The organism is Brevibacterium sp. HMSC07C04, from assembly GCF_001815905.1.
GTDB lineage: Bacteria > Actinomycetota > Actinomycetes > Actinomycetales > Brevibacteriaceae > Brevibacterium.
Map to the genome: position 1 here is coordinate 1 of NZ_KV823240.1, position 21,542 is coordinate 21,542.

General features: G+C 61.5%; 31 protein-coding genes and 1 pseudogene. 21 read left to right on the plus strand and 11 right to left on the minus strand.

Going from position 1 to position 21,542, the window contains the following annotated elements; genetic code table 11:
- Positions 1 to 38: 38 nt before the first annotated feature.
- A complete protein-coding gene (locus HMPREF3162_RS02125; protein WP_083304252.1) occupies positions 39 to 299 on the minus strand; it encodes a hypothetical protein in 261 nt (86 codons plus the stop codon).
- 183 nt (positions 300 to 482) lie between these two features.
- On the opposite strand from HMPREF3162_RS02125, the gene nrdI reads away from it, so the two are divergent.
- Genes nrdI through HMPREF3162_RS02145 form a run of 4 tightly spaced genes read left to right on the plus strand, consistent with a single transcriptional unit; the run spans position 483 to position 4,781 of the window.
- Positions 483 to 962: a class Ib ribonucleoside-diphosphate reductase assembly flavoprotein NrdI gene (gene nrdI, locus HMPREF3162_RS02130; RefSeq protein ID WP_070576471.1), complete on the plus strand. Its 480-nt coding sequence runs from the start codon at positions 483 to 485 to the stop codon at positions 960 to 962.
- A complete protein-coding gene (gene nrdE / locus HMPREF3162_RS02135; protein ID WP_070576474.1) occupies positions 959 to 3,115 on the plus strand; it encodes a class 1b ribonucleoside-diphosphate reductase subunit alpha in 2,157 nt (718 codons plus the stop codon). The genes nrdI and nrdE overlap by 4 nt, the downstream gene beginning before the upstream one ends.
- Positions 3,116 to 3,145: 30 nt before the next feature.
- Complete coding sequence (gene nrdF, locus HMPREF3162_RS02140; RefSeq protein ID WP_083304253.1) at positions 3,146 to 4,171, plus strand: class 1b ribonucleoside-diphosphate reductase subunit beta; 1,026 nt, start codon at positions 3,146 to 3,148, stop codon at positions 4,169 to 4,171.
- A 43-nt stretch (positions 4,172 to 4,214) separates the two neighbouring features.
- A complete protein-coding gene (locus HMPREF3162_RS02145) occupies positions 4,215 to 4,781 on the plus strand; it encodes an NADPH-dependent FMN reductase (RefSeq protein ID WP_070576477.1) in 567 nt (188 codons plus the stop codon).
- A 155-nt stretch (positions 4,782 to 4,936) separates the two neighbouring features.
- Here HMPREF3162_RS02145 and HMPREF3162_RS02150 read toward each other — a convergent pair whose 3' ends face one another.
- The 5 genes and pseudogenes from HMPREF3162_RS02150 to HMPREF3162_RS02170 all read right to left on the minus strand — a co-directional run bounded on the left by HMPREF3162_RS02150 (position 4,937) and on the right by HMPREF3162_RS02170 (position 7,865).
- A complete protein-coding gene (locus HMPREF3162_RS02150) occupies positions 4,937 to 5,221 on the minus strand; it encodes a hypothetical protein (protein WP_070576482.1) in 285 nt (94 codons plus the stop codon).
- Entirely contained in the window at positions 5,218 to 5,829 is a 612-nt protein-coding gene (locus HMPREF3162_RS02155) for a recombinase family protein (protein WP_070576485.1), read from the minus strand. Before HMPREF3162_RS02155 ends, HMPREF3162_RS02150 begins: the two co-directional genes overlap by 4 nt.
- Positions 5,830 to 5,939: 110 nt before the next feature.
- Positions 5,940 to 6,305 carry a hypothetical protein gene (locus tag HMPREF3162_RS02160; RefSeq protein ID WP_070576489.1) on the minus strand — a complete coding sequence of 122 codons (366 nt, stop codon included), beginning with the start codon at positions 6,303 to 6,305 and terminating at the stop codon, positions 5,940 to 5,942.
- 46 nt (positions 6,306 to 6,351) lie between these two features.
- A pseudogene (locus HMPREF3162_RS02165) lies at positions 6,352 to 7,505 on the minus strand (IS1249 family transposase).
- Positions 7,506 to 7,661: 156 nt separating this feature from the next.
- The gene (locus tag HMPREF3162_RS02170) at positions 7,662 to 7,865 is read right to left on the minus strand and encodes a MerR family transcriptional regulator (RefSeq protein ID WP_070576496.1); all 204 of its coding nucleotides are present in this window, start codon (positions 7,863 to 7,865) and stop codon (positions 7,662 to 7,664) included.
- A gap of 265 nt (positions 7,866 to 8,130) precedes the next feature.
- Between HMPREF3162_RS02170 and HMPREF3162_RS02175 the strand changes: the two genes are divergently transcribed.
- The 11 genes from HMPREF3162_RS02175 (at position 8,131) to HMPREF3162_RS02220 (ending at position 14,012) form a co-directional block, all read left to right on the plus strand.
- A complete protein-coding gene (locus tag HMPREF3162_RS02175; RefSeq protein ID WP_070576499.1) occupies positions 8,131 to 8,517 on the plus strand; it encodes a helix-turn-helix transcriptional regulator in 387 nt (128 codons plus the stop codon).
- Between the two features lie 749 nt (positions 8,518 to 9,266).
- Positions 9,267 to 9,860, plus strand: a complete 594-nt coding sequence (locus HMPREF3162_RS02180) for a helix-turn-helix domain-containing protein (protein WP_070776800.1) — start codon at positions 9,267 to 9,269, stop codon at positions 9,858 to 9,860.
- Between the two features lie 185 nt (positions 9,861 to 10,045).
- Entirely contained in the window at positions 10,046 to 10,375 is a 330-nt protein-coding gene (locus HMPREF3162_RS11285) for a nucleotidyltransferase domain-containing protein (RefSeq protein WP_176747328.1), read from the plus strand.
- A 27-nt stretch (positions 10,376 to 10,402) separates the two neighbouring features.
- Positions 10,403 to 10,828, plus strand: a complete 426-nt coding sequence (locus HMPREF3162_RS11290) for an aminoglycoside adenylyltransferase domain-containing protein (protein WP_070576510.1) — start codon at positions 10,403 to 10,405, stop codon at positions 10,826 to 10,828.
- Positions 10,829 to 10,958: 130 nt separating this feature from the next.
- On the plus strand, positions 10,959 to 11,240 hold the full coding sequence (locus HMPREF3162_RS11295; RefSeq protein ID WP_083304254.1) for a type II toxin-antitoxin system RelE/ParE family toxin: 282 nt from the start codon (positions 10,959 to 10,961) through the stop codon (positions 11,238 to 11,240).
- The gene (locus tag HMPREF3162_RS02195) at positions 11,215 to 11,535 is read left to right on the plus strand and encodes a HigA family addiction module antitoxin (RefSeq protein ID WP_070576575.1); all 321 of its coding nucleotides are present in this window, start codon (positions 11,215 to 11,217) and stop codon (positions 11,533 to 11,535) included. The genes HMPREF3162_RS11295 and HMPREF3162_RS02195 overlap by 26 nt, the downstream gene beginning before the upstream one ends.
- 150 nt (positions 11,536 to 11,685) lie before the next feature.
- Positions 11,686 to 11,919 carry a FitA-like ribbon-helix-helix domain-containing protein gene (locus tag HMPREF3162_RS02200; RefSeq protein WP_070576519.1) on the plus strand — a complete coding sequence of 78 codons (234 nt, stop codon included), beginning with the start codon at positions 11,686 to 11,688 and terminating at the stop codon, positions 11,917 to 11,919.
- Entirely contained in the window at positions 11,916 to 12,341 is a 426-nt protein-coding gene (locus HMPREF3162_RS02205) for a type II toxin-antitoxin system VapC family toxin (protein WP_070576522.1), read from the plus strand. The genes HMPREF3162_RS02200 and HMPREF3162_RS02205 overlap by 4 nt, the downstream gene beginning before the upstream one ends.
- Positions 12,338 to 12,889, plus strand: coding sequence for a GNAT family N-acetyltransferase (locus tag HMPREF3162_RS02210; RefSeq protein ID WP_141759527.1), 552 nt, complete (start codon positions 12,338 to 12,340; stop codon positions 12,887 to 12,889). Before HMPREF3162_RS02205 ends, HMPREF3162_RS02210 begins: the two co-directional genes overlap by 4 nt.
- Before the next feature lie 21 nt (positions 12,890 to 12,910).
- Complete coding sequence (locus HMPREF3162_RS11575; protein ID WP_141759528.1) at positions 12,911 to 13,588, plus strand: ArsR family transcriptional regulator; 678 nt, start codon at positions 12,911 to 12,913, stop codon at positions 13,586 to 13,588.
- Complete coding sequence (locus HMPREF3162_RS02220; RefSeq protein WP_070576533.1) at positions 13,581 to 14,012, plus strand: HEPN domain-containing protein; 432 nt, start codon at positions 13,581 to 13,583, stop codon at positions 14,010 to 14,012. The genes HMPREF3162_RS11575 and HMPREF3162_RS02220 overlap by 8 nt, the downstream gene beginning before the upstream one ends.
- 463 nt (positions 14,013 to 14,475) lie before the next feature.
- On the opposite strand, the gene HMPREF3162_RS02225 is transcribed toward HMPREF3162_RS02220, so the two are convergent.
- From HMPREF3162_RS02225 to HMPREF3162_RS02235, 3 genes are read right to left on the minus strand one after another with little or no spacing between them, the layout of a single operon-like run.
- Positions 14,476 to 14,904 (minus strand): GNAT family N-acetyltransferase, encoded by a 429-nt coding sequence (locus tag HMPREF3162_RS02225; protein ID WP_070576536.1) that lies wholly within the window; start codon positions 14,902 to 14,904, stop codon positions 14,476 to 14,478.
- Between the two features lie 50 nt (positions 14,905 to 14,954).
- Positions 14,955 to 15,146: a hypothetical protein gene (locus tag HMPREF3162_RS02230; protein ID WP_319643746.1), complete on the minus strand. Its 192-nt coding sequence runs from the start codon at positions 15,144 to 15,146 to the stop codon at positions 14,955 to 14,957.
- Positions 15,147 to 15,198: 52 nt separating this feature from the next.
- Positions 15,199 to 15,444, minus strand: a complete 246-nt coding sequence (locus HMPREF3162_RS02235; RefSeq protein WP_070576545.1) for a ribbon-helix-helix domain-containing protein — start codon at positions 15,442 to 15,444, stop codon at positions 15,199 to 15,201.
- Between the two features lie 175 nt (positions 15,445 to 15,619).
- On the opposite strand from HMPREF3162_RS02235, the gene HMPREF3162_RS02240 reads away from it, so the two are divergent.
- From HMPREF3162_RS02240 to HMPREF3162_RS02250, 4 genes are all read left to right on the plus strand, one after another.
- Entirely contained in the window at positions 15,620 to 15,955 is a 336-nt protein-coding gene (locus HMPREF3162_RS02240; RefSeq protein ID WP_070576548.1) for an XRE family transcriptional regulator, read from the plus strand.
- A 285-nt stretch (positions 15,956 to 16,240) separates the two neighbouring features.
- Positions 16,241 to 16,483, plus strand: a complete 243-nt coding sequence (locus HMPREF3162_RS02245) for a type II toxin-antitoxin system Phd/YefM family antitoxin (protein WP_070576585.1) — start codon at positions 16,241 to 16,243, stop codon at positions 16,481 to 16,483.
- Positions 16,480 to 16,746, plus strand: a complete 267-nt coding sequence (locus HMPREF3162_RS11305) for a Txe/YoeB family addiction module toxin (protein WP_083304257.1) — start codon at positions 16,480 to 16,482, stop codon at positions 16,744 to 16,746. Before HMPREF3162_RS02245 ends, HMPREF3162_RS11305 begins: the two co-directional genes overlap by 4 nt.
- Before the next feature lie 113 nt (positions 16,747 to 16,859).
- Positions 16,860 to 17,438: a DNA-3-methyladenine glycosylase I gene (locus tag HMPREF3162_RS02250; RefSeq protein ID WP_070576551.1), complete on the plus strand. Its 579-nt coding sequence runs from the start codon at positions 16,860 to 16,862 to the stop codon at positions 17,436 to 17,438.
- Between the two features lie 77 nt (positions 17,439 to 17,515).
- Here the strand turns inward: HMPREF3162_RS02250 and HMPREF3162_RS02255 are convergent, their stop codons facing one another.
- Positions 17,516 to 17,833 carry an amphi-Trp domain-containing protein gene (locus HMPREF3162_RS02255; RefSeq protein ID WP_070576558.1) on the minus strand — a complete coding sequence of 106 codons (318 nt, stop codon included), beginning with the start codon at positions 17,831 to 17,833 and terminating at the stop codon, positions 17,516 to 17,518.
- A gap of 255 nt (positions 17,834 to 18,088) precedes the next feature.
- Here HMPREF3162_RS02255 and HMPREF3162_RS02260 point away from each other — a divergent pair, with 255 nt between their 5' ends.
- Positions 18,089 to 20,017, plus strand: coding sequence for a heavy metal translocating P-type ATPase (locus tag HMPREF3162_RS02260; protein ID WP_070776803.1), 1,929 nt, complete (start codon positions 18,089 to 18,091; stop codon positions 20,015 to 20,017).
- A gap of 52 nt (positions 20,018 to 20,069) precedes the next feature.
- On the opposite strand, the gene HMPREF3162_RS02265 is transcribed toward HMPREF3162_RS02260, so the two are convergent.
- The gene (locus tag HMPREF3162_RS02265; RefSeq protein ID WP_226829129.1) at positions 20,070 to 20,915 is read right to left on the minus strand and encodes a glutaminyl-peptide cyclotransferase; all 846 of its coding nucleotides are present in this window, start codon (positions 20,913 to 20,915) and stop codon (positions 20,070 to 20,072) included.
- 315 nt (positions 20,916 to 21,230) lie between these two features.
- Here HMPREF3162_RS02265 and HMPREF3162_RS11870 point away from each other — a divergent pair.
- A partial coding sequence (locus HMPREF3162_RS11870; protein WP_218079164.1) for a hypothetical protein occupies positions 21,231 to 21,542 on the plus strand: 312 nt, incomplete at its 3' end.

Sequence of the window (21,542 nt, forward strand, 5' to 3'; positions counted from 1 at the left end):
GCGTTCACAACCTCACGGGGAAGTACACCTAGGTCTCCTCAGGCCAGCGGAGGCAGCCGAGGCCCCGCGCCGGGCGCAGGCGGTGGGCCGGCGCGGTGGGAGGCGTCGATGAATCGGTCGAGTTTCTCGGGCTCCTCCCCGCGCAGGTAGACCCGGAGCATCCGCAGCAGGCTCAGCACCACGGCCTCCGGGTCCGAAGTTGTGCGCAGCAGTTGCGCGGCGGCCTCGTGCTCGCCCTCGCGCGCTGACTGGAACAGGGCGATCGCTTCCATCCATGCACCCTCGTCGCGCTCTGCCATGCCTCCTCCTCTCGACCCCCACAGCGTAATGTTCGGCAGAGCGTAGTTGCAAACTTTGGCGTGGCGTAGACAAGGGAGTCGCAACAGTGTTACTACTAGATACGACACCCTGAACACCGAGGGGTACAACATCTAGTGGTTGGTGGCGTCGTGTGCCACGAGCCGAGAGCGAGGAGGTCCGCCATGCTGACACCGTCCAAAGGCCCGGCACCGGTGCGTGAACTCGCGCCGGACCAGTCGCCGGATCTGGTGTTCTTCTCAAGCGTCTCGGAGAACACCCGCCGGTTCGTCGAGCAGCTTGATCGGCCGGCTGTGCGCATCCCGCTGCGCCCGCGGGTGGAGGGCATGATTCGGGTGGTCCGGCCCTTCGTCCTGGTCGTGCCGACCTACGGCGGCGGGGAACAGGCGGGTGCGGTTCCGAAGCAGGTGATCGCCTTCCTGAACGACCCGGCCAACCGCGCTCTGCTGCGCGGGGTGATCACCGCGGGGAACACGAACTTCGGCGAGCACTACTGCCTGGCCGGGCCCATCATCGCGCGCAAGTGCCAGGTGCCGGAGCTCTACCGCTTCGAGCTGCTGGGAACCCAGCGCGACATCGACACCGTCAACACCGGCCTGTCCCGCTTCTGGGACCAGGTCAACAACGAAAGGACAACCGCATGACCACCATCGCCTCAGAGGTTCCCGTGCGCACCGGCATCGGAGCGCGGAAGGACTACCACGCGCTCAATGCCGAACTGAACCTGTTCGCCTCCGACGGCTCGATCCAGTTCGACAAGGACCGTCAGGCCGCCGCCGAGTACCTCCGCCAGCATGTGGTCCCGAACACCAAGGTCTTCTCCTCGGCGGCCGAGCGCCTGGAGTGGCTAGTGGACCACGATTACTACGAGTCCGAATTCCTGGCAGCCTACACCCCGGAATTTCTATGCGCACTGCACGAGCGCGCCCATTCCGTGGGGCACCAGTTCGCCACTTTCTTGGGAGCCTTCAAATTCTTCACCTCGTATGCTCTGAAAACCTTCGACGGCACCACCTATCTTGAAGGGTTCGAAGAACGGGTGGTCGCTACCGCGCTCTACCTCGGTCAGGGCGACGAGCAACTGGCCACCGGGCTGGTCGACGAGATGCTCTCCGGTCGCTTCCAGCCTGCGACGCCGACTTTCCTCAACGCGGGGAAGGCCCAGCGCGGAGAGCTGGTCTCCTGCTTCCTGCTGCGGGTGGAGGACAACTTAGAGTCCATCGGTCGCAGCGTGAACTCCGCCTTGCAGCTGTCCAAGCGTGGCGGGGGCGTGGCGCTGTTGCTGTCGAACCTGCGTGAGGTCGGTGCTCCGATCAAACGAATCGAGAACCAGGCCTCCGGCGTGGTGCCTGTGATGAAGATCCTCGAGGACTCGTTCTCCTACGCCAATCAGCTTGGCGCTAGGCAGGGCGCAGGCGCGGTCTACCTGCATGCCCACCACCCCGACATCCTGCGCTTCCTCGACACCAAGCGCGAGAACGCCGACGAGAAGATCCGCATCAAGACCCTCTCCCTGGGCGTCGTCATCCCGGATGTGACCTTCCAACTGGCCAAGGAGAACCGGGACATGCACCTCTTCAGCCCCTACGACGTGCAGCGCGAATACGGTACGCCGTTGTCAGACCTGTCGGTGAGCGACCACTATGACGAGCTCGTGGCGAACCCGCGGATTCGAAAGAACGCGGTCAGCGCCCGGGAGTTCTTCAAGACCCTCGCCGAGCTCCAATTCGAGTCCGGATACCCCTATGTGCTCTTCGAAGACACCGTCAACCGTGCCAATCCGCTGGCAGGTCGCATCAACATGTCCAACCTCTGCTCCGAGATCCTGCAGACCAACACGCCTTCGACCTACGACTCCGCTATCGGGTACCAGGAAATCGGCCAAGACATCTCCTGCAACCTCGGCTCACTCAACATCGCTCAGGCCATGAACTCCTCGAACCTGGGGTCGACCGTGGAGACCGCGGTGCGGGCACTGACCAGTGTCTCCGACCAGACTAACGTCGATGCCGTCCCATCCGTGGCGAACGGGAACGAGACCAGCCACGCAATCGGACTGGGCCAGATGAACCTGCACGGCTACCTCGCCTCCCAGCGCATCCACTACGGCAGCGAAGAAGGCATTGACTTCACTGACATCTACTTCCTTACCATCACCTATCACGCGATCCGCGCATCGAATCAAATCGCGATTGAGCGCGGTAAGACCTTCGCCGGCTTCGAGGACTCGACCTACGCCGACGGCTCCTTCTTCGACAAATACACCCAACATGACTGGCAACCCGCCACTCAGCGGGTGCGCGAACTATTCGCAGACGCAGGCGTGACCATCCCTTCCCGCGAGGACTGGGAACGGCTGCGCGAGTCGGTGAAACAGCACGGAATCTACAACGCCTACCTGCAGGCCGTCCCGCCCACCGGTTCGATCTCGTATGTGAACAACGCGACCGCTTCGATCCATCCGGTCGCGGCGAAGATCGAGATCCGCAAGGAGGGCAAGCTCGGCCGCGTCTACTACCCGGCCCCGCACATGAGTGATGACAACGTCGGCTTCTATCAAGACGCCTACGAGATCGGCTACGAGAAGATCATCGACACCTACGCCGCAGCCACCCGACACGTCGACCAGGGGCTCTCGCTCACCCTGTTCTTCCGCGACACTGCCACGACTCGCGACATCAACCGCGCGCAGATCTACGCCTGGCGCAAAGGCATCAAAACCCTCTACTACATCCGACTGCGCCAACCAGCACTCGAAGGTACCGAGATCGAGAACTGCGTCTCCTGCACACTCTGACCCAATCCAGCCCATACCCAAGGAACCCGCATGACGACCACTAACCCCACCCGCCCGCTCTCCGAGACCTCGGTGACCCCGCCCGCATACCGCCACGACCCATTGGCCAGGCTGCGACCGATCAATTGGAACCGCGTCGGCGACGAGAAAGACCTCGAGGTATGGAACCGGCTCACCGCGAACTTCTGGCTGCCCGAGAAGGTGCCACTGTCCAACGACATCCCCGCCTGGCAGAGGCTCACCGAGAAGGAACGAACTCTCACGATGCGTGTCTTCACCGGGCTGACGATGCTTGACACGGTGCAAGCCACAGTCGGCGAGATCTGTCAGATCCAGGATGCTCGCACCGAACACGAAGAGGCCGTCTACACCAACATCGCGTTCATGCAGTCGGTGCACGCCCGGTCCTACTCTTCGGTGTTCTCCACCCTGACGAGCACTCCGGAGATCGACGACGCCTACCGGTGGGCCGTGGACAACGACCTGCTTCAGCAGCGGTGCAAAATGGTACTGAAACACTACTACGGCAACGACCCGCTCAAACGGAAGGTCTCCTCTACTCTGCTGTCCTCACTGCTGCTCTACGCAGGGTTCTACCTGCCATTGCATTTCTCCGTGCACGCCACACTGACCAACACCGCGGACATGATCCGCCTCATCCTGCGGGATAAGGCCGTGCACGGCTACTACTCCGGCTACAAATATCAGCGCGGCATCGAGTCTCAGTCCTCTGCACGGCATGACGAGATGCGCGAGTTCACCTACGAGCTGCTTGAAGTCCTCTACGAGCTGGAGCTCGCCTACTCAGGTGAACTGTACGAGCCGCTGGGGCTGATGGACGACGTGGCAGTGTTCGTGCGCTACAACGCGAACAAGGCACTGATGAACCTCGGCTACCCTGCACGTTTCAGCTCGGAAGAGACCGAAGTCAATCCGGAAATCCTCGCCGCCCTGGCACCGAGCGCTGATGAAAACCACGACTTCTTCTCCGGGTCCGGATCCTCCTACGTCATCGGGAAGGGCGAGGACACCAGCGACGCCGACTGGGACTTCTGAGACCCGTCGACCGACCAACCTGTTCCCAAACGAAAGGCACCACATGACCAAGAACATCTCCGTGATCGTCGGCAGCCTGCGCCGCGGCTCCTACGCGCGCAAGATCGCCCACGAGACCATCACATACTTCCCCGAGGGCTATGACTCGCGCATCGTCGAGATCCGCGACCTGCCGCTCTATGACTTCGACTACGACGACCCCGAGGTCACCGACAAGGCCACGCCGGAGGAGTACACGCGGTTCCGCGAGACCATCAAGGCCTCCGATGGGGTCCTGTTCGTCACCGCCGAGAACAACCGCACCATCCCGGCCTGCCTGAAGAACGCCATCGACATCGGCTCCAAGCCCAACAGCGACGTCGCCTGGAAGAATCTCCCGGCCGGGATCATCAGCCATTCCGTCGGACGCATGGGCGGCTACAGCTCCCAGAAGAACCTGCGCCTGGCCCTGTCCTACTTCGACATGCCCACCCTCGGCCAACCCGAAGTCTTCCTTGGCCAGTCACCGACTCTGATCGACGATACGGGGCGAATCACAGCCGAGCGCACCGTCGAGTTCCTCCAGAACTACGTTGACCGCTTCGTCCGCCTCGTCAATGAGCACGCCTGAGTCAGCCAAGCACCGCACCCTCACCACGTCGAGGGTGCGGTGCTCAGCCTCAGCCTGGAGACCGCAGAAAGAAGCCGATCTGGCCGCAGCTACTATTACAGCCCTGCGGCGTCCCTCCGGGACGCTCATTCGGTCCACGTGGTGCGGAACCGTTCCTACCAGACCTCCATCGCCCGCCAGAGCCCGCTGCCCGGGTCGACCGCGGCCGGATCCACGCGCTGTCCGCCCTCCGAACGGTAGATCGTGACGGCCTCCACGCTTCCGTCGAGGCCGATCTCGGCGGCGGCCTCGATGCACAGGTCCTCCGACAGCGTCGCCGTGAACGTCTGGGTATGCCCGAGTTCGGTGGCCTCGCGAACGACCTGTTGCGCCAGTCCCGCGGTGTCGATGCGCTCGCGCAGCCGGTCGAAGCGCTGGATTTGGTTCGTGATGTCGTTCATTCCCGCTCCATCTCGTTGTGGGTCTGATCGACCCCATACTTGCCCTCGCCGGCCAGCGCCGTGTATAGCGTCTGCCTGCTGACGCCGAGCTCTCGTGCGACCGCCGCCTTCGGCACGCCGCGGGCGATGAGCTCACGCGCACTGAAGATCTGCCCGTCGGTGAGCTTCTGCTCCCTCTCGTAGACGCCACGCGCCTTGGCGATCGCGATGCCCTCGGCCTGGCGCTCCCTGATGGTCGCCCGCTCAAGCTGGGCGACCGCGGCGAGGATCGTGAGCATGAACTCGCCCTGCGGAGTGTCGGTGTTCAGCTCCGGGCTGTCGACGAACTCGACGGCGACGCCTTTGCCCTGCAGCTCCTTGACGAGCGAGAGGAGGTCGGTCGTCGAGCGCGACAGCCGGTCCGGGCTCTTCACTCGGACGACGTCGCCGTCGCGGACGTAGGCGACCATCTCCTCGAGCTGCGCCCGGTCGTCGACGTTCTTCCCCGAGACCTTTTCGGCGAACAGCCGGTCGACCTCGCCGATGGCCTCGACCTGCCGTGCCTCGTTCTGGTCGGCGGCGCTGACTCGTACGTACCCGACCGTCTGGCCCTTTTTCTGTCCATTCATCTCTAGACCTCTCAATCAGTTGTGTCGAAGGGCCCCGAACCCGACCTCTTTGGACGGGGTTCGAGGGGTCATGCTGTCTGTCCCATCGGGTAGACCCTGTTGAGCACCCCTCATCCCAAGACGATCTTCCCGACGGTCTCGCCGGCGTCCTTGCACTTGTCGATGTGCTGCTCCTTCTGGCCCTCGAGGTCGATCACCGCGGTTTCCCGCTCACCGACGACGTGCAGGCTGTCGTCGGTCACCTCGATCGAGGTCGGTGACGTGGGCCCGGCACCCGGCATCGGGTTATTGCCCTCCCATCTGATCGAGCTGTCGGCGAGTGTCCCGGCCACCGAGTCCTTCTGCCCGAGGCAGTTGATCTTGTCGTGCGTGACCTCGGTGCCGTCGACCGTCCAGACCTCCAGGTACGGCGACCACGCCTGGACGGAGACCGCATAGGTCGTGGCCCTCGGCTCGTCGGCCGTGGTGGAGTCCACCTCACCGGTGGGTTAATGCTCAAAATGTGTGTATGGGTTCGGCGTGTCAGTGGTGTCTGCCGGCCCATCCTTGTTGGATTCCGATGCCGTCTTCGTAGCTGAAAGCGGTGTCGTAGGCGGCTGGCCCGATGAGCTCATCGGTAGGGGCTTGTGGCCTTGTTCTGGGCGGGTTCCAGTGGGCTTCGGTGACGAAGCTCCAGGGGTCGCGGGGTGTTCGGTGTGCTGGTAGAGCAGCCAGTCGACGCCGCGGCGGGCATGGTCGGCGGTGAGTCCGCGGTGGTGTCTGAGGAAGTCCTTGATTGCTTTGTTCGGACCGCCTTCTAACGGGTTCGTGGTCGCAGCAACAGGTTTCGGTGCGTCGGGATCTAGCCAGGTGAACAGTTCGTTGTCGGCCAGGAGCCCGGTGATCAGTTTGTGTGCGCGTCGGGTTCGAATGTGGGTGTGCCACCATTTCTGGTTCGGATTCGCGTGCGCTGGCCGGGGTGTGTTCTTCCTGGCGTAGGTGCGGTGATTGAGAAACGTCTGCCAGGTCGCTTCCCAGCTGAGGAACGAGGCCGTCCAGGCGGCTGCTTCATCCAGGCTGCTCACGGTGGAAAGGGCCTTGTACAGGGCTAGGAGTTGCTGGTTGGCTGGCAGTTTCGGTGTGCGTGTCAGATGCCGGTGGGCGGCGTTACGGATGTGGAAGAAGCAGCGTTGGATCTTCGTATCCGGCCAGCAGTTCTTCAAAGCCTTCGGCAACGGCCCGTTGCCATCGACGATCGCGTAGGCCGGTGCCGGGATCCGGGCCAGTAGCGCTGTCCAGGAGGCGAGCTTTTCCCGGTCGCACCACTGCCAGTCGATGACATGGCAGCCGGTATGAGCGATGAGGACGCACCAGCCGTTGAAATAGGTGCCATCGAGCATGATCTGGTGATGGATTTCGCCAGTCGGCACGATGGTCGGTGTGACGTTCCAGCACCAAGCCGTTTGGCGTCTAAACGTCGATGCGCTCACGTCGAGCCGGTTGATCCCAGCAGGACCGGACAGCCAGGACAAGAACGCCTGGAACTCAGCGTGCCGGGTGATATCCGGCCGGTGTTGGGTTGTCGAAGCGCCGCAGGATTTGCAGCGCCAGCGCGTCCGTCCAGCGGTGGTCTTACCGTTCTTGACGAGCTTGTTTGCGCATACACCACATCGGGGCTGATTCCTAGAACCGGTCACCCCGCATGCTTTCAGAGCATGTACACATCCCTGAAGCCCTACGGACTACTGGCCAAGACCCCTATCCTGTACACACAAAATGAGTATTAACCCCTCGAGGCGTCGAGGTCGTCTTCCGAGAAAGTGGCCCGTGCCGGGCCTCAGGTGCGGCGGTGCTCATGCCGTGGCCTGATCGGCGTTGATGGGGACGGCGAGATACTTCAGGTCCGTCTCACGGATCTTCACGGTGTTGGCAACCATGAGAGCGGGGACAACGCCCTCGGCGATTCGCCGACGGATCGTATTCTTCGAGCCGTAGCCCAGCTCCTGCAGTTCACGCACGGAGTAGAGGCGGTCTGGAGTCGATGGGGTCGTGCACATTAGTCGGAACCTTTCAATAGTGGTGATTATCGCTGAGATGTCTCGACTGCTCTCCGCATCCTGCGGGGTCGAGCTCCGTCCGGTTCCGACTTCCCGGCCGCGTCGCCCATCGAAGGGCTCACCGCTCTGGCATGTGCCTGGTTCGGCTCCACCATCCGGGTGAAGCCTTGCCCCAATCATACCCAACAAGCACCGATTTGAGCAACTCTCGGTCATGCAACATGCGATTAGAGCAGATTGACGGTAACGATCGAAGGATGAGTTGATGTCACAGACGCCCGAAGAGCTGTTCGCACGCAGGTTGCGTGACCAGAGGCGAGCCGCCGGCATGACGCAGGCTGGGCTTGCCCGCCTGCTCTCACGGCTGCAGGGGAGTGAGCTCAACACGACAGCCATCACGAAGATGGAGTCGGGAGATCGGGCGATCCGGCTCAACGAGGCGGTGTACATCGCCCATATCCTCGACCTGCCGCTGGAGCCGATGGTTGCTCCAGAGGACCAGGCGACCCTGCGTCGCATCGAGCTGGAGCGGGAGATCGAGCAGTATGAACTGCGCCTGCGTCAGCTTCAGGACGAGTACATGCAGTCTTACCAGGCAGCCATCGATGCGCAGGAGGCGCTGGCGCAACTGGACACCGAAGGGGCTGAGTGATTCCTGGAGCCCCGGACTCTATCCGCCCGCTGCGACGTGGGCCCCGATCCCTGCGGGCGCTGGGCTTGGCCTGAGTCGGGGGAGTGCGGACCCTCCGGGCGGGTTGGGCAGTCAGGAGGTGGGGAGTGATCCATCATCTGACCCGTGTACCCAGTGCTGGGTACACGCACAGTCCCTGGTCAGCCCCGGTATTGGCGGAACTCCGCGGCAATGCTGTACCCAGCGGAGAATCCACTGGGTACAGGCATAATGCCTGGTCAGAGCGGGTGTTTGACTCCTCTGTACCCAATGTACCCAATTGGAAGAGTTTTCTAATTGGAAAATACGATGTGGATACCCTGCGGAGCGTAAACATGCGTGCATGTGTGTGCGTAACCAATTTTTACTGGGTACATTGGGTGCAACACCCCTAAATACATGCTCTGACCTGGGCAAACACCTGTACCCAATAAAATTGCTACTGGGTACAAGCTGGGTACGCCAATAGGCAACCACCCCCTCTGACCTGCGGAAACGTCTGTACCCAGCACTGGGTACAGCCCCCTGCTTCCCTTCCTTCTGACCAACCAGCCGGCCGCAGGCCGGTGCGCACTTCAGCCTCTTGAGGCCTGGACCGGCCCGCAGGGCCGATCTCCGGAATGCCGTTGCGGCTCGGCATTGCCCTTCATTCTTCTTCCTGGCGACCTCCCCGGCTTCCACTCATTTCCGAACAGAGCAGATGTCTGTACCGGCTTCTACACTGAGGTGTCATGCCGACTCTTCCTCCGACTTCGCTCGCTGTCTCCGCGGCCGTCGCTGACCAGCGTGAGGCCGCTGGACTCACCGTCGACGAACTGGCCGAGACGGTCCGGCATCTCGGTCACCGGATGACATCGGCCGACATCCGGGCCATCGAAGCCGGAGAGGCACCGGCCACGGTCGACGACCTCGTCGCCCTGGCAGTGGCGCTGGGCACCACGCCTGTCGTCCTCCTGTCGCATGTGCCCGCCGACCTGCCTGACCCTGATGAGGGTCAGATCGCCACTGGTGTCCCCGACGACGTCATCGGCGCTCAGCTGCGGGACTGGATGGAGGGTCGGACCTCTCTCGATCGGCAATCCCGTGTGGCCTACTGGCGTGAGCGCGCCAGCCGGCTCGAGTTGCTGCGCACCCACCACCATGAGCAGCAGGAGGCCGCCGCCGCCGAACTGGCCGACCTCGGTGAGCTTGCCCTCCAAGAGGCCGACGCCGGGCTCGTCATCGCCCTACATGAGCGTGTCGATGAAGGCGATCGGCTTCTGAACCAATGCGATCGGGCTCAGGCCCTCATCGAACATCGGCTTGAACGGCTGGCCAGCCTGTGATGGCTGCATGTACCGGAACTGGGGGTGGAGTTCAGGTTCAATGTATAAATGACCCTGGTCAGAAGGGTGTCTGAGTCGTTCTCCCGTGTGGGTGAGTTTCACTTCAACATCTGAGCGCCGCGTTTCCGGCTGGAACGAAACGACCCATGCTGCCGAGCGGATTCTGGCACGTAGCCTTCACTGATATGGACGATCTGATCCGGACTGTTCTCGACAGAGTGCTCGCAATCGACCCCGGCGGGATCGTCGGGGTGTACCTCTACGGCTCCAGTACGTCGACGGGTCTCGGCCCGGAGAGCGATGTAGATCTGCTGCTGGTGACGCGCAGATCGTTGACGCCTCAAGATCGGGCATCGTTGATCTCCACGTTGCTCGGGCTCTCGGGGTGGAAGGGGCATGCCGAGGCGTTCCCGGAAGTCGCGAGCCGTCGCCCGCTTGAGGTGACGAGCTTGGTCACGGCTGACCTCAAGCCGTTGGTCGCTGCGCCGTGGCGTGACTTCCAGTTCGGGGAGTGACTCAGGGGCGACTTCGTCCAGGGCTATGTGTCCGAGCCGGAGCGCGATCCGGATGTGGTGATCCTGCTGGCGACAGCTTTGGCATCGCACCGGGTGCTGCACGGGGCGGCGCTGGACACTCTGGTCACTGATGTGCCCTTCGCGCTCCTGAAGGACGCGCAACTGGCTGCACTGCCGGCGCTCGTCGACGATCTGGATGGCGAGCCGCGCAATGTTCTTCTGACGCTGGCGCGTGCGCTTCATACCGTGGAGACCGGAGCGATAGTCGCCAAGGATCAGGCGGCAGCTGTTGCGGCGAGGCGCGTCGATCCCGCTGGGGCGGATCTGCTTCTTGCTGCCGCTCGCGAGTACCTAGGCGAGGGGCAGGTCGACTGGGATCGTGAATCGAGTCAGGTGTCGTCTCTGGCGCAGTCGTTGATCACGCTGATCCAGCGAACATCTGCGGAGGCGTGAACGTACACACGGACATCACCGGGCAACCAGCTGTGCGGATCCGGTGACAGAGGTTGGAACGTGCCTGAACTTGGTCGAATTCCGGTTTAACGTGTAGCGTTATTGATGGTCTCCGTTATAAAATCACGCCGTGATCAGATCGTTTGGCAACAAGGACACCGAGCGCATCTGGCATGAGCAGTACGTCAAGCGTATTGACCGGACTGTGCAGCGGGCGGCCATGCGGAAGCTCGAGCTGATTCACGCGGCGAAGGACGTTGATGATCTGCGAATCCCGCCCGGGAACCGGCTGGAGCGTCTCGTCGGCGACCGGCGTGGACAGCACAGCATCCGAGTGAACGCGCAATGGCGTATCTGCTTCATCTGGAGAGATGGAGGTGCAGAAGATGTCGAACTCGTCGACTACCACTGAGGACGACCTGATCGAGCCGATCCACCCGGGAGAGATCCTGCTGGAGGACTTCATCGAGGGTTTCGGGATTACGCAGAACAAGCTTGCCGTTTCGATCGGGGTGCCGCCTCGTCGGATCAACGAGATCGTGCATGGCAAGCGAGGTATCACTGCAGATACGGCGATACGACTGGCGCGGTATTTCGGGACGTCCGAGGAGTTTTGGATGAATCTGCAGTCGAACTACGAGCTGCGGTTGAAGCGTCGCGCTCTGAAGAACACGGTCGCTGCTATTACTCCACTGCAGGTCGCGTGAGTGAATGTAACCTCGCGGTGTAACGTGTTCGTGCCGCCTACTTGCTATTGAAGTTATAGCGTAGGCATCGTTCTTGAGTGCTTCCGGTTGTTGGTTCCCGCATTGCACCATCGCAGCAATCATTGTTGATAGCACAAGGAGGTGGCTCTGATGGCATCTATCATCGTGCGTGGTCTCGATGACCACGTGAAGCAACAGCTCGCATCTCAGGCGAAGGAGAACGGGCGGTCTATGGAAGCCGAGGTTCGTGACATCCTGACAAAGGCGGCTCGACGGCCGCACATCGGCATGGCTCTTCTGGGCGTGGCGCGGGAAGTCGGTGGGGTCAAGGAGCTCCCGGTTCCGACGCGCGACGATGTTGCAAGGGCGGCGTACTTCGAATGATCGTCCTCGACACCAATATCATTTCGGAGATGTTTCGGCCCTCGCCGGAGCCTCGTGTCGTCGAATGGCTTGTGGCGCTGACCGGTGACGTCGCGATCACATCCATCACTCTTGCGGAGCTGCTTGCCGGTGTCCGAAAGCTCCCGGAAGGCCGACGCAAAGACGAGCTGGCGCATGGAATCGAGGAAGCAGTAGCGCCGTATCGGGCGAGCCAGTCCTTGCTTGCTTTCGATGCTGACGCGGCGAAGCAATACGCGGAGGTGCTCGCGTCGCGAGAGGCCGCAGGCGCGCCGATAAGTACCGCCGACGCCCAAATCGCCGCGATCTGCCTAGCACACGGGGCAACCTGCGCTACGCGCAATGTGAAGGATTTTCAGCACACCGGCGTCGAACTCGTGGACCCTTGGAATGTGGACGCGTGAAGCGTCATTCGATCGAGGTCCTCGCCCACCAGGAAGTCACTGAGGCCGATCTGCGTGGGCTTCGACAGCTGTTCGACAGCGAGTATCTCAAGGAGTTCGGAGAGTGGGATCCGCAACAGCCATACGGCTACGCGTCACATGATGTCCACATCATGGCGCGGATCGAAGGCCGCGTCATTGGCCACGTGGGATGGGCACGCCGCGAGATCGCTGTCGGTACGGAGACCCTCGCGATCGCGGGAGTCGGCGGTGTCTTGATCTCCGGTGACGCGAGAGGGATGGGTCTCGGGCACGAACACATGAGCTGGGCAGCGCAATCGATGCGCGATCGCGGTCGCCTCGCGTTCGGCTACTTGGGCTGTCGAGAGCAAGTCGTCCCATTCTACGAGTCGTGTGGTTGGAAGAGGATTCTTGCTCGCGAGAAGTCGATCGGGCGTGATGGCGAATCTGTCGTGGGCGAGCTCGGCCCGCCGATCCTCATCCTGCCAATCGCCCCGCTCGAGACATGGCCTGACGGAGACGTCGACCTGCGCGGGCGGGCTTGGTAGTCGCTGGCTGCAGGGTCCTACGTGCCAGAACTCGCTGGAATTCCGGTTCAACGTCTGACGCGCACCGTTGACACTTCCCATAAGTGGAAGATATATTCACGTTTTGTGAAGGTTCCTGGCTCGCAGTTGACTCCATTCGTGCGCTCCGACGCGGTCGGGGCGATCCTTGCGGAATCCCTGAGTCATCCCGACCGGGAGTTCTCACTGGCTGAGCTCGGCCGCCGCACCGGCGTCAGTGGCCCAGTGGTTCATCGTGAGGTGGGGCGGCTCGTGGAGAGCGGCATTCTCCGGGACCGTCATGAAGGGCGCAATCGACTTGTGCGAGCCGATGACGAGCATCCGCTGTTCAGGCCCATGCGCGAGATTGTCGACGCCACCTATGGGCCCGTGCCCGTTCTCCGTGAGCAGTTCGATGGTGTGGAGGGCATCGAGCGCGTACTGATCTACGGATCCTGGGCAGCCCGACGAGCCGGCGAGGCAGGGGAGTTCCCGAACGATATCGATGTCCTTGTCCTGGGTTCTGCTCCGCGCCGGGTGTTGGTGGCGATCGCTTCCGAGGTCGGAGAGCGACTCGATGTGCCGGTGAACGTGACCAGGCTGTCCATCGAGGAATGGGAGACGGATGACCCGACGCCGTTCGTGGCGACGTTGCGTTCACGCCCTAGCTTCGACGTGATGACTGGGAATCTTCATGTCTGACGTCATCGCTCGGATGCTCGCGAGCCGACGGCTGGAGAGGGTCGCGGTAAACAGGGATTATGCGGTGACGGTGATCGAGATGGCGAAACAACACGTCCGCACCGCTGAGGCGCTGGCCGGCTCCGATGACCAGGCCATGGCGTTCACGGCGGCTTACGACGCTGCGCGCAAGGCGCTCGTCGCCGTTCTGGCCACGAAGGGATTGCGGGTGCGCCCGGTTGGCGGAGCCCATCGGAACACGGGAGTGGCCGCCGCCGAGTTCATCGAGGACGCTGCACTCGAGGAGTTCGAATGGATGCGCCAAGTGCGCAACGCGACAGAGTATCCCAGTGATGATCAGCCGACGGCGACCCTCCAGGACGTCAGGGAAGCAATCAGTGCCGCATCGGCGATCGTCACCGCCTGCGAGGCGATTCTTGGCTGAATCGGTCCTCTGGGCATGTGGATCGACGTGCTCAGCCGCTGGCTGGCCGGCGAGCGCATCAACGGCACGCACGCCAGTGAACGCGATGGTTCTCAGTGCCGGAACGCGGTCGAGTTCCGGTTTAACGTGTAGCCGAGTGCGTCGTTCAGCTTTTGGCTGATCGGCTGAATGGCCGCTTGAGGGCGGCCCCGGAGTTCGCCGGGGCCGCCCTTTTCGTGTGGGTGGAGCCGTTTGGCATGAGTGACATGGTGGTGCGCATGGCTCGGATGGAAGGAGGAATTGGGCGGTTCGGGTTTTTGCCGGCATGGCCTTCCTTGCCGATGGCAATCGCATCCGCGCCGCTGAGGAAGCTTTGTCCGGCACCGCCCTAGTTATACTGTCGGGCGACGATGCCGTCCATCTTTGGAATCACTAACTCACTGGGTTCAGTCCGTCGAGCTGGTTTTCGACGAGTGAAGTCCGCTCAGCTGAAGTGCACAAAAACGCGCGCCTGTTCGCTGAGTTCGCCGAGGTCGTGGGTCTCAGTGAAGCCCATGGCTTCGTAGAACGAGCGAGTGGCCTGCCCGCAGTCGGTCATGAGCACCTTTTGGCGCACCTCGTCGTAGGGCTCGAATGCGCGCGAGAAGAGCTCGCGGCCAATCCCGCGTCGATGGTGGCTCGGCCGCACGAGAATGTCCTGTAAATAGGCGATCGTGAGCCCATCGCCGACGATGCGGGCGAGTCCCACGAGTTCGTCGCCCACCCTCGCTGTGACGACCCGAAGTGAAGCACCAATCGCCGCTTCGAGCCGTTCGGGGGTGCGCGTATAGACTGTCCAGCCGACGGAACCGTAGAGCGAAACAAGCTCTTCTCGAGTGGGCGCGTCATCGTGCCTGTATGTCACGAGTTCCATGAGTGCGAGTTTAGTGCAGGAGACAATGGAGCTCCTGGCTATCTTGGCGATTAGTCGAGCAGGGTCCGGTACTGTTTTCGAGCCTTCATCGAGTGAATGACGGTTTCTGATCCGTCGTCCCAAATAAGGACAACCAGCTCGAGCAGTCGTGTTGAGTTGTCGAATCCGAGGCGAAGCTCTCGTTGAGGGGTCTCGTCGTCAAGTGGAGCCTTGAAAGCGCAGCCGGACGTTGCTGCAATCACAGAATCTGCCGGCTCTATGCCGTGCTTTGTTGCGCTCCGGTGAACTTCCACCTTAGATTGCGTTCCTCAATACTTCGCGGATTGCTTGAGATCTCGACCAGCCGTGGGCGGCGGCATAGTTATCCAGATCAGAAATTTCGCTGGGCGAGAGGCGAATAGAGACAACCTTTGCCGCCGCCTCGTCACGAGGTTTGCGCCCCCGAGAGCGCAGGGTCTCCACGTCATAGCCGCGTTCTGCTTCGGCTGCCCAAGCCTCAATCTGCTTTTCGCTGACTGGCTTTCCTTTGATGGTCTTCATGCCCTTAATCGTAATACGAAATTAGGTTAGACGCTAGGTGCAGTGGGTATCTTGTGGAGTACGCCGACTGGAAGTGGCGGCATATTGTGCCGGGTGGTCTGTGGTGGTTGTGCCCTTTGAGCAACGAAGCGCCACGCTCATTGCGACCTCACCTGCTCAGTTTGATACTTGAACCATGACAATCTGGAAAGTGTCCGACGACTGGTTTGACCGGCACACGACTCAAGACCTTGCCTACCGGGTTCGGGTACGTGTCATCACGCCGAACGCGCTGGATTCCGCATGGGCGCGAATTGTTGAAGAGCACGGCTCTGACGATGATGGCGTTGTGCCCATCGGCGGGGCCGCGCTCATCCGGGTGAATGACTGCGAGGCTGAAGCCGTCAGCGGGGGAGAGGACGCCCTTGATTCGCTCGAGTGGGTTGTCAATGACGTCCTCAGTGAAGCCCTCAAGGGGGTCGAGGTGCTGGTCGTGGCTGAAGAGAGAACTTTGGTTATTGACGAGATGTAGTATCCGGCAACGCTGGTACAAAGAGAACACTCCGTTGGTTAACGATAGGTCTGACGAGCACCTGCGCGAGAAAGTCAGCTCAACATAAGCTCAGCTTGCAGAGCGCATTGGCGTTGGCCACCGCCAAATCTCCAAAAATGACAACGATGATCTCGACAGTGTCAAACTGGTTTGACTGAATTAGGGTGAGTGCTCTTGAAGGGGCGCAGACTGGCGGTGCCTTGTTATCAACCCCTTGCCGGGACGTACGTAAAAGCGTACGATCACTCTGGAGGTGTTGATGACATGACTGCTGTGAGTGTCACCTCGGCGCGCGCCAACTTGTATCGCCTGATCGATCAGGTCAACAGCGAGTCCGAGCCGCTGACCATCACGGGTCAACGCGGTAATGCGGTCTTGGTAGGTGAGGACGACTGGCGGGCGGTGCAGGAGAGCCTGTTTTTGGCCTCAATTCCAGGGATGACCGACTCGATCCGTGCGGCTCGGGCTGAAGGAATCAGTGCGGCGTCGGAAGAGCTTGACTGGTGACTGATTGGCGCTTGGTCTATTCACGGCAGGCGCAGAAAGACGCGAAAAAGTTGGCCTCATCCGGATTGAAGCCAAAAGCACAGTCGCTGCTGAAGGTGCTTGCCGCTGATCCCTTCGCTGCGCCACCGCGTTCTGAGAAGCTGGTTGGAGATCTGGCCGGCTGCTATTCGCGGCGAATCAATATCCAGCATCGCCTTGTCTATGAGGTTGACGCCCAAGAACGCATCGTCCATGTCCTTCGAATGTGGACTCATTATGAGTAGGCAGGTTCGCTGCCTGCGCCGTTCGTTTATTCTGCAGTGCGCCTTTGCGGCCTGCCGAGCTTCGGGCTTCTATCTTCAGCCCATCGCGGAGCAGTTTCGAGGAGGCCAGCCGCATGAATGAATCTCTTGTCATCGGCGACGATGGAATCATCCGCCCGCCATGGGCTGCCTCGGACCCTCTGCTGCGGGACTACTACGACAGGGAATGGGGTCGGCCGGTCAGGGATGAGCAGGGCTTGTTCGAGCGGCTCAGTTTGGAAGCGTTCCAGTCAGGCCTGTCATGGGTGACGATTCTGCGCAAACGTGAGAACTTCCGGGCGGCTTTTGACGGCTTTGATCCTGAAATCGTTGCCGCATACAACGACGCAGACCGGGAACGCCTGATGGCAGATGCCGGGATCGTGCGCAATCGGCGCAAAATCGACGCCACAATCACCAACGCGCAGGCAACACTCGATCTGCGCGCCGACGAGGGATTAGCTGACCTTATCTGGTCGTACCAGCCGGAGGTCCAGCCTGTCCCGAGAACGGCAGACGAGGTGCCCACCACCTCGCCGGAATCAAAAGCTCTCGCCAAGGCGCTGCGCAAGAGAGGCTTCGTGTTTGTCGGACCCACGACGATGTTCGCGCTCATGGAAGCCGTCGGCATCGTCAATACCCATCTGGTCGGCTCGACCGCGCGGCCGGAGTGACAGGTGCGCCCCGATGCAAACGGGGTGCAAGCAAAGCCGCTTAGCGCATCGTCGCGCGGCCCGGTGGCTTCGACCGCTTAGGAAACTGCGAAGCCCGAAGCCTGGCCGTCCTCATCGACAGGCGCGCCGGTGTCATCGACAAGCCATTCGATTTCGAGCTCAAGTTCGCGCTCAATGCCGCGACGTCGGTGCGAATCAGTCACTTCCATTGTCGTGCGAAATGTTCCAGGAAGCTCCATGGACACCGCACCTTCGCCGGTGCCGAGGGTCATATCGCCTGCGCGAATGCGTGTGGCCAAGTTTTCCAAGAACGCTGCCAGGTCTTCGCGATTGAAGTCGGCTTTGCTCTTCAGAAGCTTCTGATTCCTCTTGGGCGTGTGTGGAGTCTGCGTCATTGCGTTTCCATTCTTTCGAATTCGGCCAGCTCTCGGGCGGATGCCGGTGGTAGTTGCCGACATCTGTGAGGGCTCGCGTACCGCTTCCATTCTATCGGGACAAAGCGTGTGACCAGGCAGGATGGCGCACTGATCCCGTTGGCCAGTCGGCAAAGCGCGCAGCGGACCATCCCCTCATATAAGCAGGGGCTTTTATATTGTAAGCTGGACATATAGGCAGTCGTTTATATGTCCAGCTTTGATGAGGAGTGCCCGATGAGCGACGTGTGCTGCAGAACAGAAACACCTGCCCGGCCCATCGTCCCCGGTGAGGAAATAGAGACGGCCCCGAAGTGGTGGCGTGACCCCGCCCTGCTTCCGTCGGCAATTTCAGGCTTGTTCCTCATCGTCGGCTTTGCTCTTGGCCTTGCGGGCCAGACGCTGCTGGCGACGGTCCTGGAATCTATCGCTCTGCTGGCAGGCGCATGGACTTTCGTGCCCGGTGCGCTCAGGGGAGCAGTGCGCGGCAAAGTCGGTGTCGGCCTGCTCATGACCATCGCAGCAGTCGGCGCAGTCGCCCTCGGGCACGTCGCCGAGGCGGCCGCCCTCGCTTTCCTGTTCTCACTCGCCGAAGCACTGGAAGATCGCGCGATGGATCGCGCAAAGGCAGGCCTGCGAGAGCTTCTTTCCCTGGTTCCCCAGACGGCCCGGGTGGTGCACGGCGATGAAGTGCACACGGTTCCCGTAGCCGACCTTCGAGAAGACGATCGGCTGATCATCGGCGCGGGGGAGCGGATTGCCACCGACGGATTGATTCTCGAAGGCCGGTCGCATATTGACGCTAGTGCCGTTACCGGCGAAGCGATTCCTGTCGCAGTTGCTGAAGGCGATGAGGTCACAGCCGGCACCGTCAACGGCTCGGGTTCGCTCGTGGTCAAGGCGACTGCGGACGGGTGTGACAACTCGCTTACACAGATCGTGGCCCTCGTAGAACAAGCGCACGCGCGCAAGGGTTCACGGGCTAGGCTTGCGGACCGAATTGCTAGGCCGCTGGTGCCCATTTCGCTCATAGCCGCGGCCCTGGTAGCCGCCTTCGGCTTCATCGTCGGTGACCCGTGGACCTGGGTTGAGCGCGCGCTCATCGTGCTGGTCGCAGCATCGCCGTGCGCACTTGCCATAGCAGTGCCGGTGACTGTCATCAGCGCCATCGGTTCGGCATCCAAACTCGGAGTGGTCATCAAATCCGGCGCTGCTTTTGAACAGTTCGGCACCGTGGGCCAGGTGGCCTTCGACAAAACCGGCACACTGACACAAGGGCACCCCAAAGTCGCAGAAGTCCGCACTGCCGCGAACACCACGCAGACCCAGGTGTTGGCGTGGGCCGCCGCGGTCGAGGCGACAAGCACACATCCGCTGGCTGCGGCCATTGTCGAAGCCGTACCAGCAGCTCCAGCGGCGACGGGGATCAGTGAAGATGCCGGACACGGCATCCGCGGCACTGTTGGCGGCACAGATGTTCGGGTGGGCAGCCCGCGTTGGATTGATCCAAGCAGTCTCAGTGCTGCCGCAGAAGAGCTTGCCGAAGCCGGTATGACAGTTGTCGTGGTCGAAGCCGACGGTACGATTGTTGGCCTGATCGGAGTACGCGATGAACTGCGGCCAGAAGCCAAAGAAACCATCTCGATTCTGGCCGAAAATGGCGTCGACACGATCATGCTCACCGGCGACAACCGCCGCACCGCGCTGGCGCTCGCAGCAGAAGCAGGCATAGACCAAGTTCGTGCCGAGCAGCTGCCCACTGACAAGGCCGACGCTATTGCCGGGCTCAATGACCAGCAGCCAACCGCGATGGTCGGCGACGGCATCAACGATGCTCCCGCGCTCGCAACGGCAACGGTTGGGATTGCGATGGGCGCCACTGGGTCGGCAGCTGCTGTGGAATCAGCGGATATCGCCCTGACGGGGCACGATCTGCGGCTGATCCCGGCTGCGCTCTTGCATGCGCGCCGCGGCAGAAGGATCATGACCGTCAACATTGCCCTGTCGCTGGCGACGGTTCTCGCTCTCTTCCCGATCGCGATCTTCGGGCTGCTCAACCTCGCCGGAGTAGTGCTTGTCCACGAACTCGTTGAAATCGTCGTCATTCTCAACGGCGTGCGTGCCGCACGCTTGGGAACGAAACACCTCGGAGTTGTTCCGCAGTGAGGTGCGGCGGCTGGCCCTTGGTTCTGTCGATTGACGAGGTGGAGAGCACCACTTAATCGCCTACCGGGACAAAGCGAACCTCATAAAGGGTGTCCCAGTATTTGCCCGTGAGGTAGTAACGGTCGGTGTCTGGAATCTTGGCGATTCCGTTGAGGACGTCCGCACCTGGTCTGCGCGCGGCCTTAAAAGCGCCCTGTGTGTCGACAACTGCTGTAACCTCGCCGCTGTGTGGGTCGATGCGGTAAATATCGTCGCTTTGCCAGACGTTAGCCCACACTGCGGGTGAACCTTGCGGATCTGCGCTTGGGTCGCAGTCCAGCTCATTGAGTCCTCGTGCAGGCTTTCCTTCCAGGGTTACGTCAACAGTGCCCTCAGGATCGAAGCTGTCAGGGTTTCGGAACGTCAAGGTGGCCGACCCGTCGCTCATCACCAGTCGTTCCCCGTCCGAACACAGACCCCAGCCTTCACCCTCGTAGGTCTTGGTGGTGATGACTTCTAACGTGTCTGGGTGTCGCATAAACGCAACGTTCTGCTGCCAGGTCAGCTGCCAAACAGACGAGGTGCCCTTGCCGTTGTGCTGGGTCACACCTTCCCCGAAGAACTTGGCAGGGAGCGGTCGGTTGTTGGTCTGCTGGTCATCTGCCGTTGTGTGGTAGATCCGCGACTTGCCGTTCATGCCGGTTCCAACAAGCAGGCTGCCGTCATCGACAACCTCGAGGCCCTGGGTGAAGCTGCTTGAGTCCCACGGGTGTTCGCTGACAATTTCAACGCCCAGTTGCAGAGGGGACTTCGCAGCAGATTCAGTGCCGGTTGAGTTGGGTGCAGTGGCCGTGTTCGAACCGCATGCGGTGACAGCCAGAACCGTAAAACAGCTCAGTATTGACAGGAGCGCGCGCAAAAAGGATCTGCAAGTAGGGATGAGCTTCGAAGTGGAAGCTGAATCGGCAGATTGCAATGTGACAAAGCCTTTTGCTGTAAAGCGTCGTTTCGGTTGGGACAGCGGCGGTTGCCAGCGGACGCCCCGGGTGGGCAGCGTGCGTCATGCCGTCGAGCGTGACAGGCCTGAGAGGGGCTTGGTGTGGCCCCTCTCAGGCCCGTCACTGCATCAGTGGCCGTGGGCTGTGGTTATCACTGGCGCTGTGAACGGCGGCGTGAGAGCACAGTGATGGCTGTTCCCAGTGCTAGGAGTGTGCCTGCGGCTGCGAGTGCTCCCATGATGTGGGTGCCTGTTCGCGGCATAGCGCTCGGTGAGGAATCACCCGGGGTTGGAGGGGTGGATTCCTTTGGTTCCGATGCGGCCGTCGGAGTGCTGCTCTCACTCGGTTCGGGAGTCGGTGTTTCGCTTGGCGTTGAACTCTCACTTGGCGTTGGCGAAGGTTCAGGTGTTGAGGTCGGGGTTTCACTTGGGGTTGGCTCTGGGGTAGAGCTGTCGCTGGGTGAAGGATCAGGTGTCGGAGTTTCCTCAGCGCTTGGAGTGGGCGAGGGCTCTGTCGTCGGGTCTTCACTTGGGTTAGGCGAAGGCGCG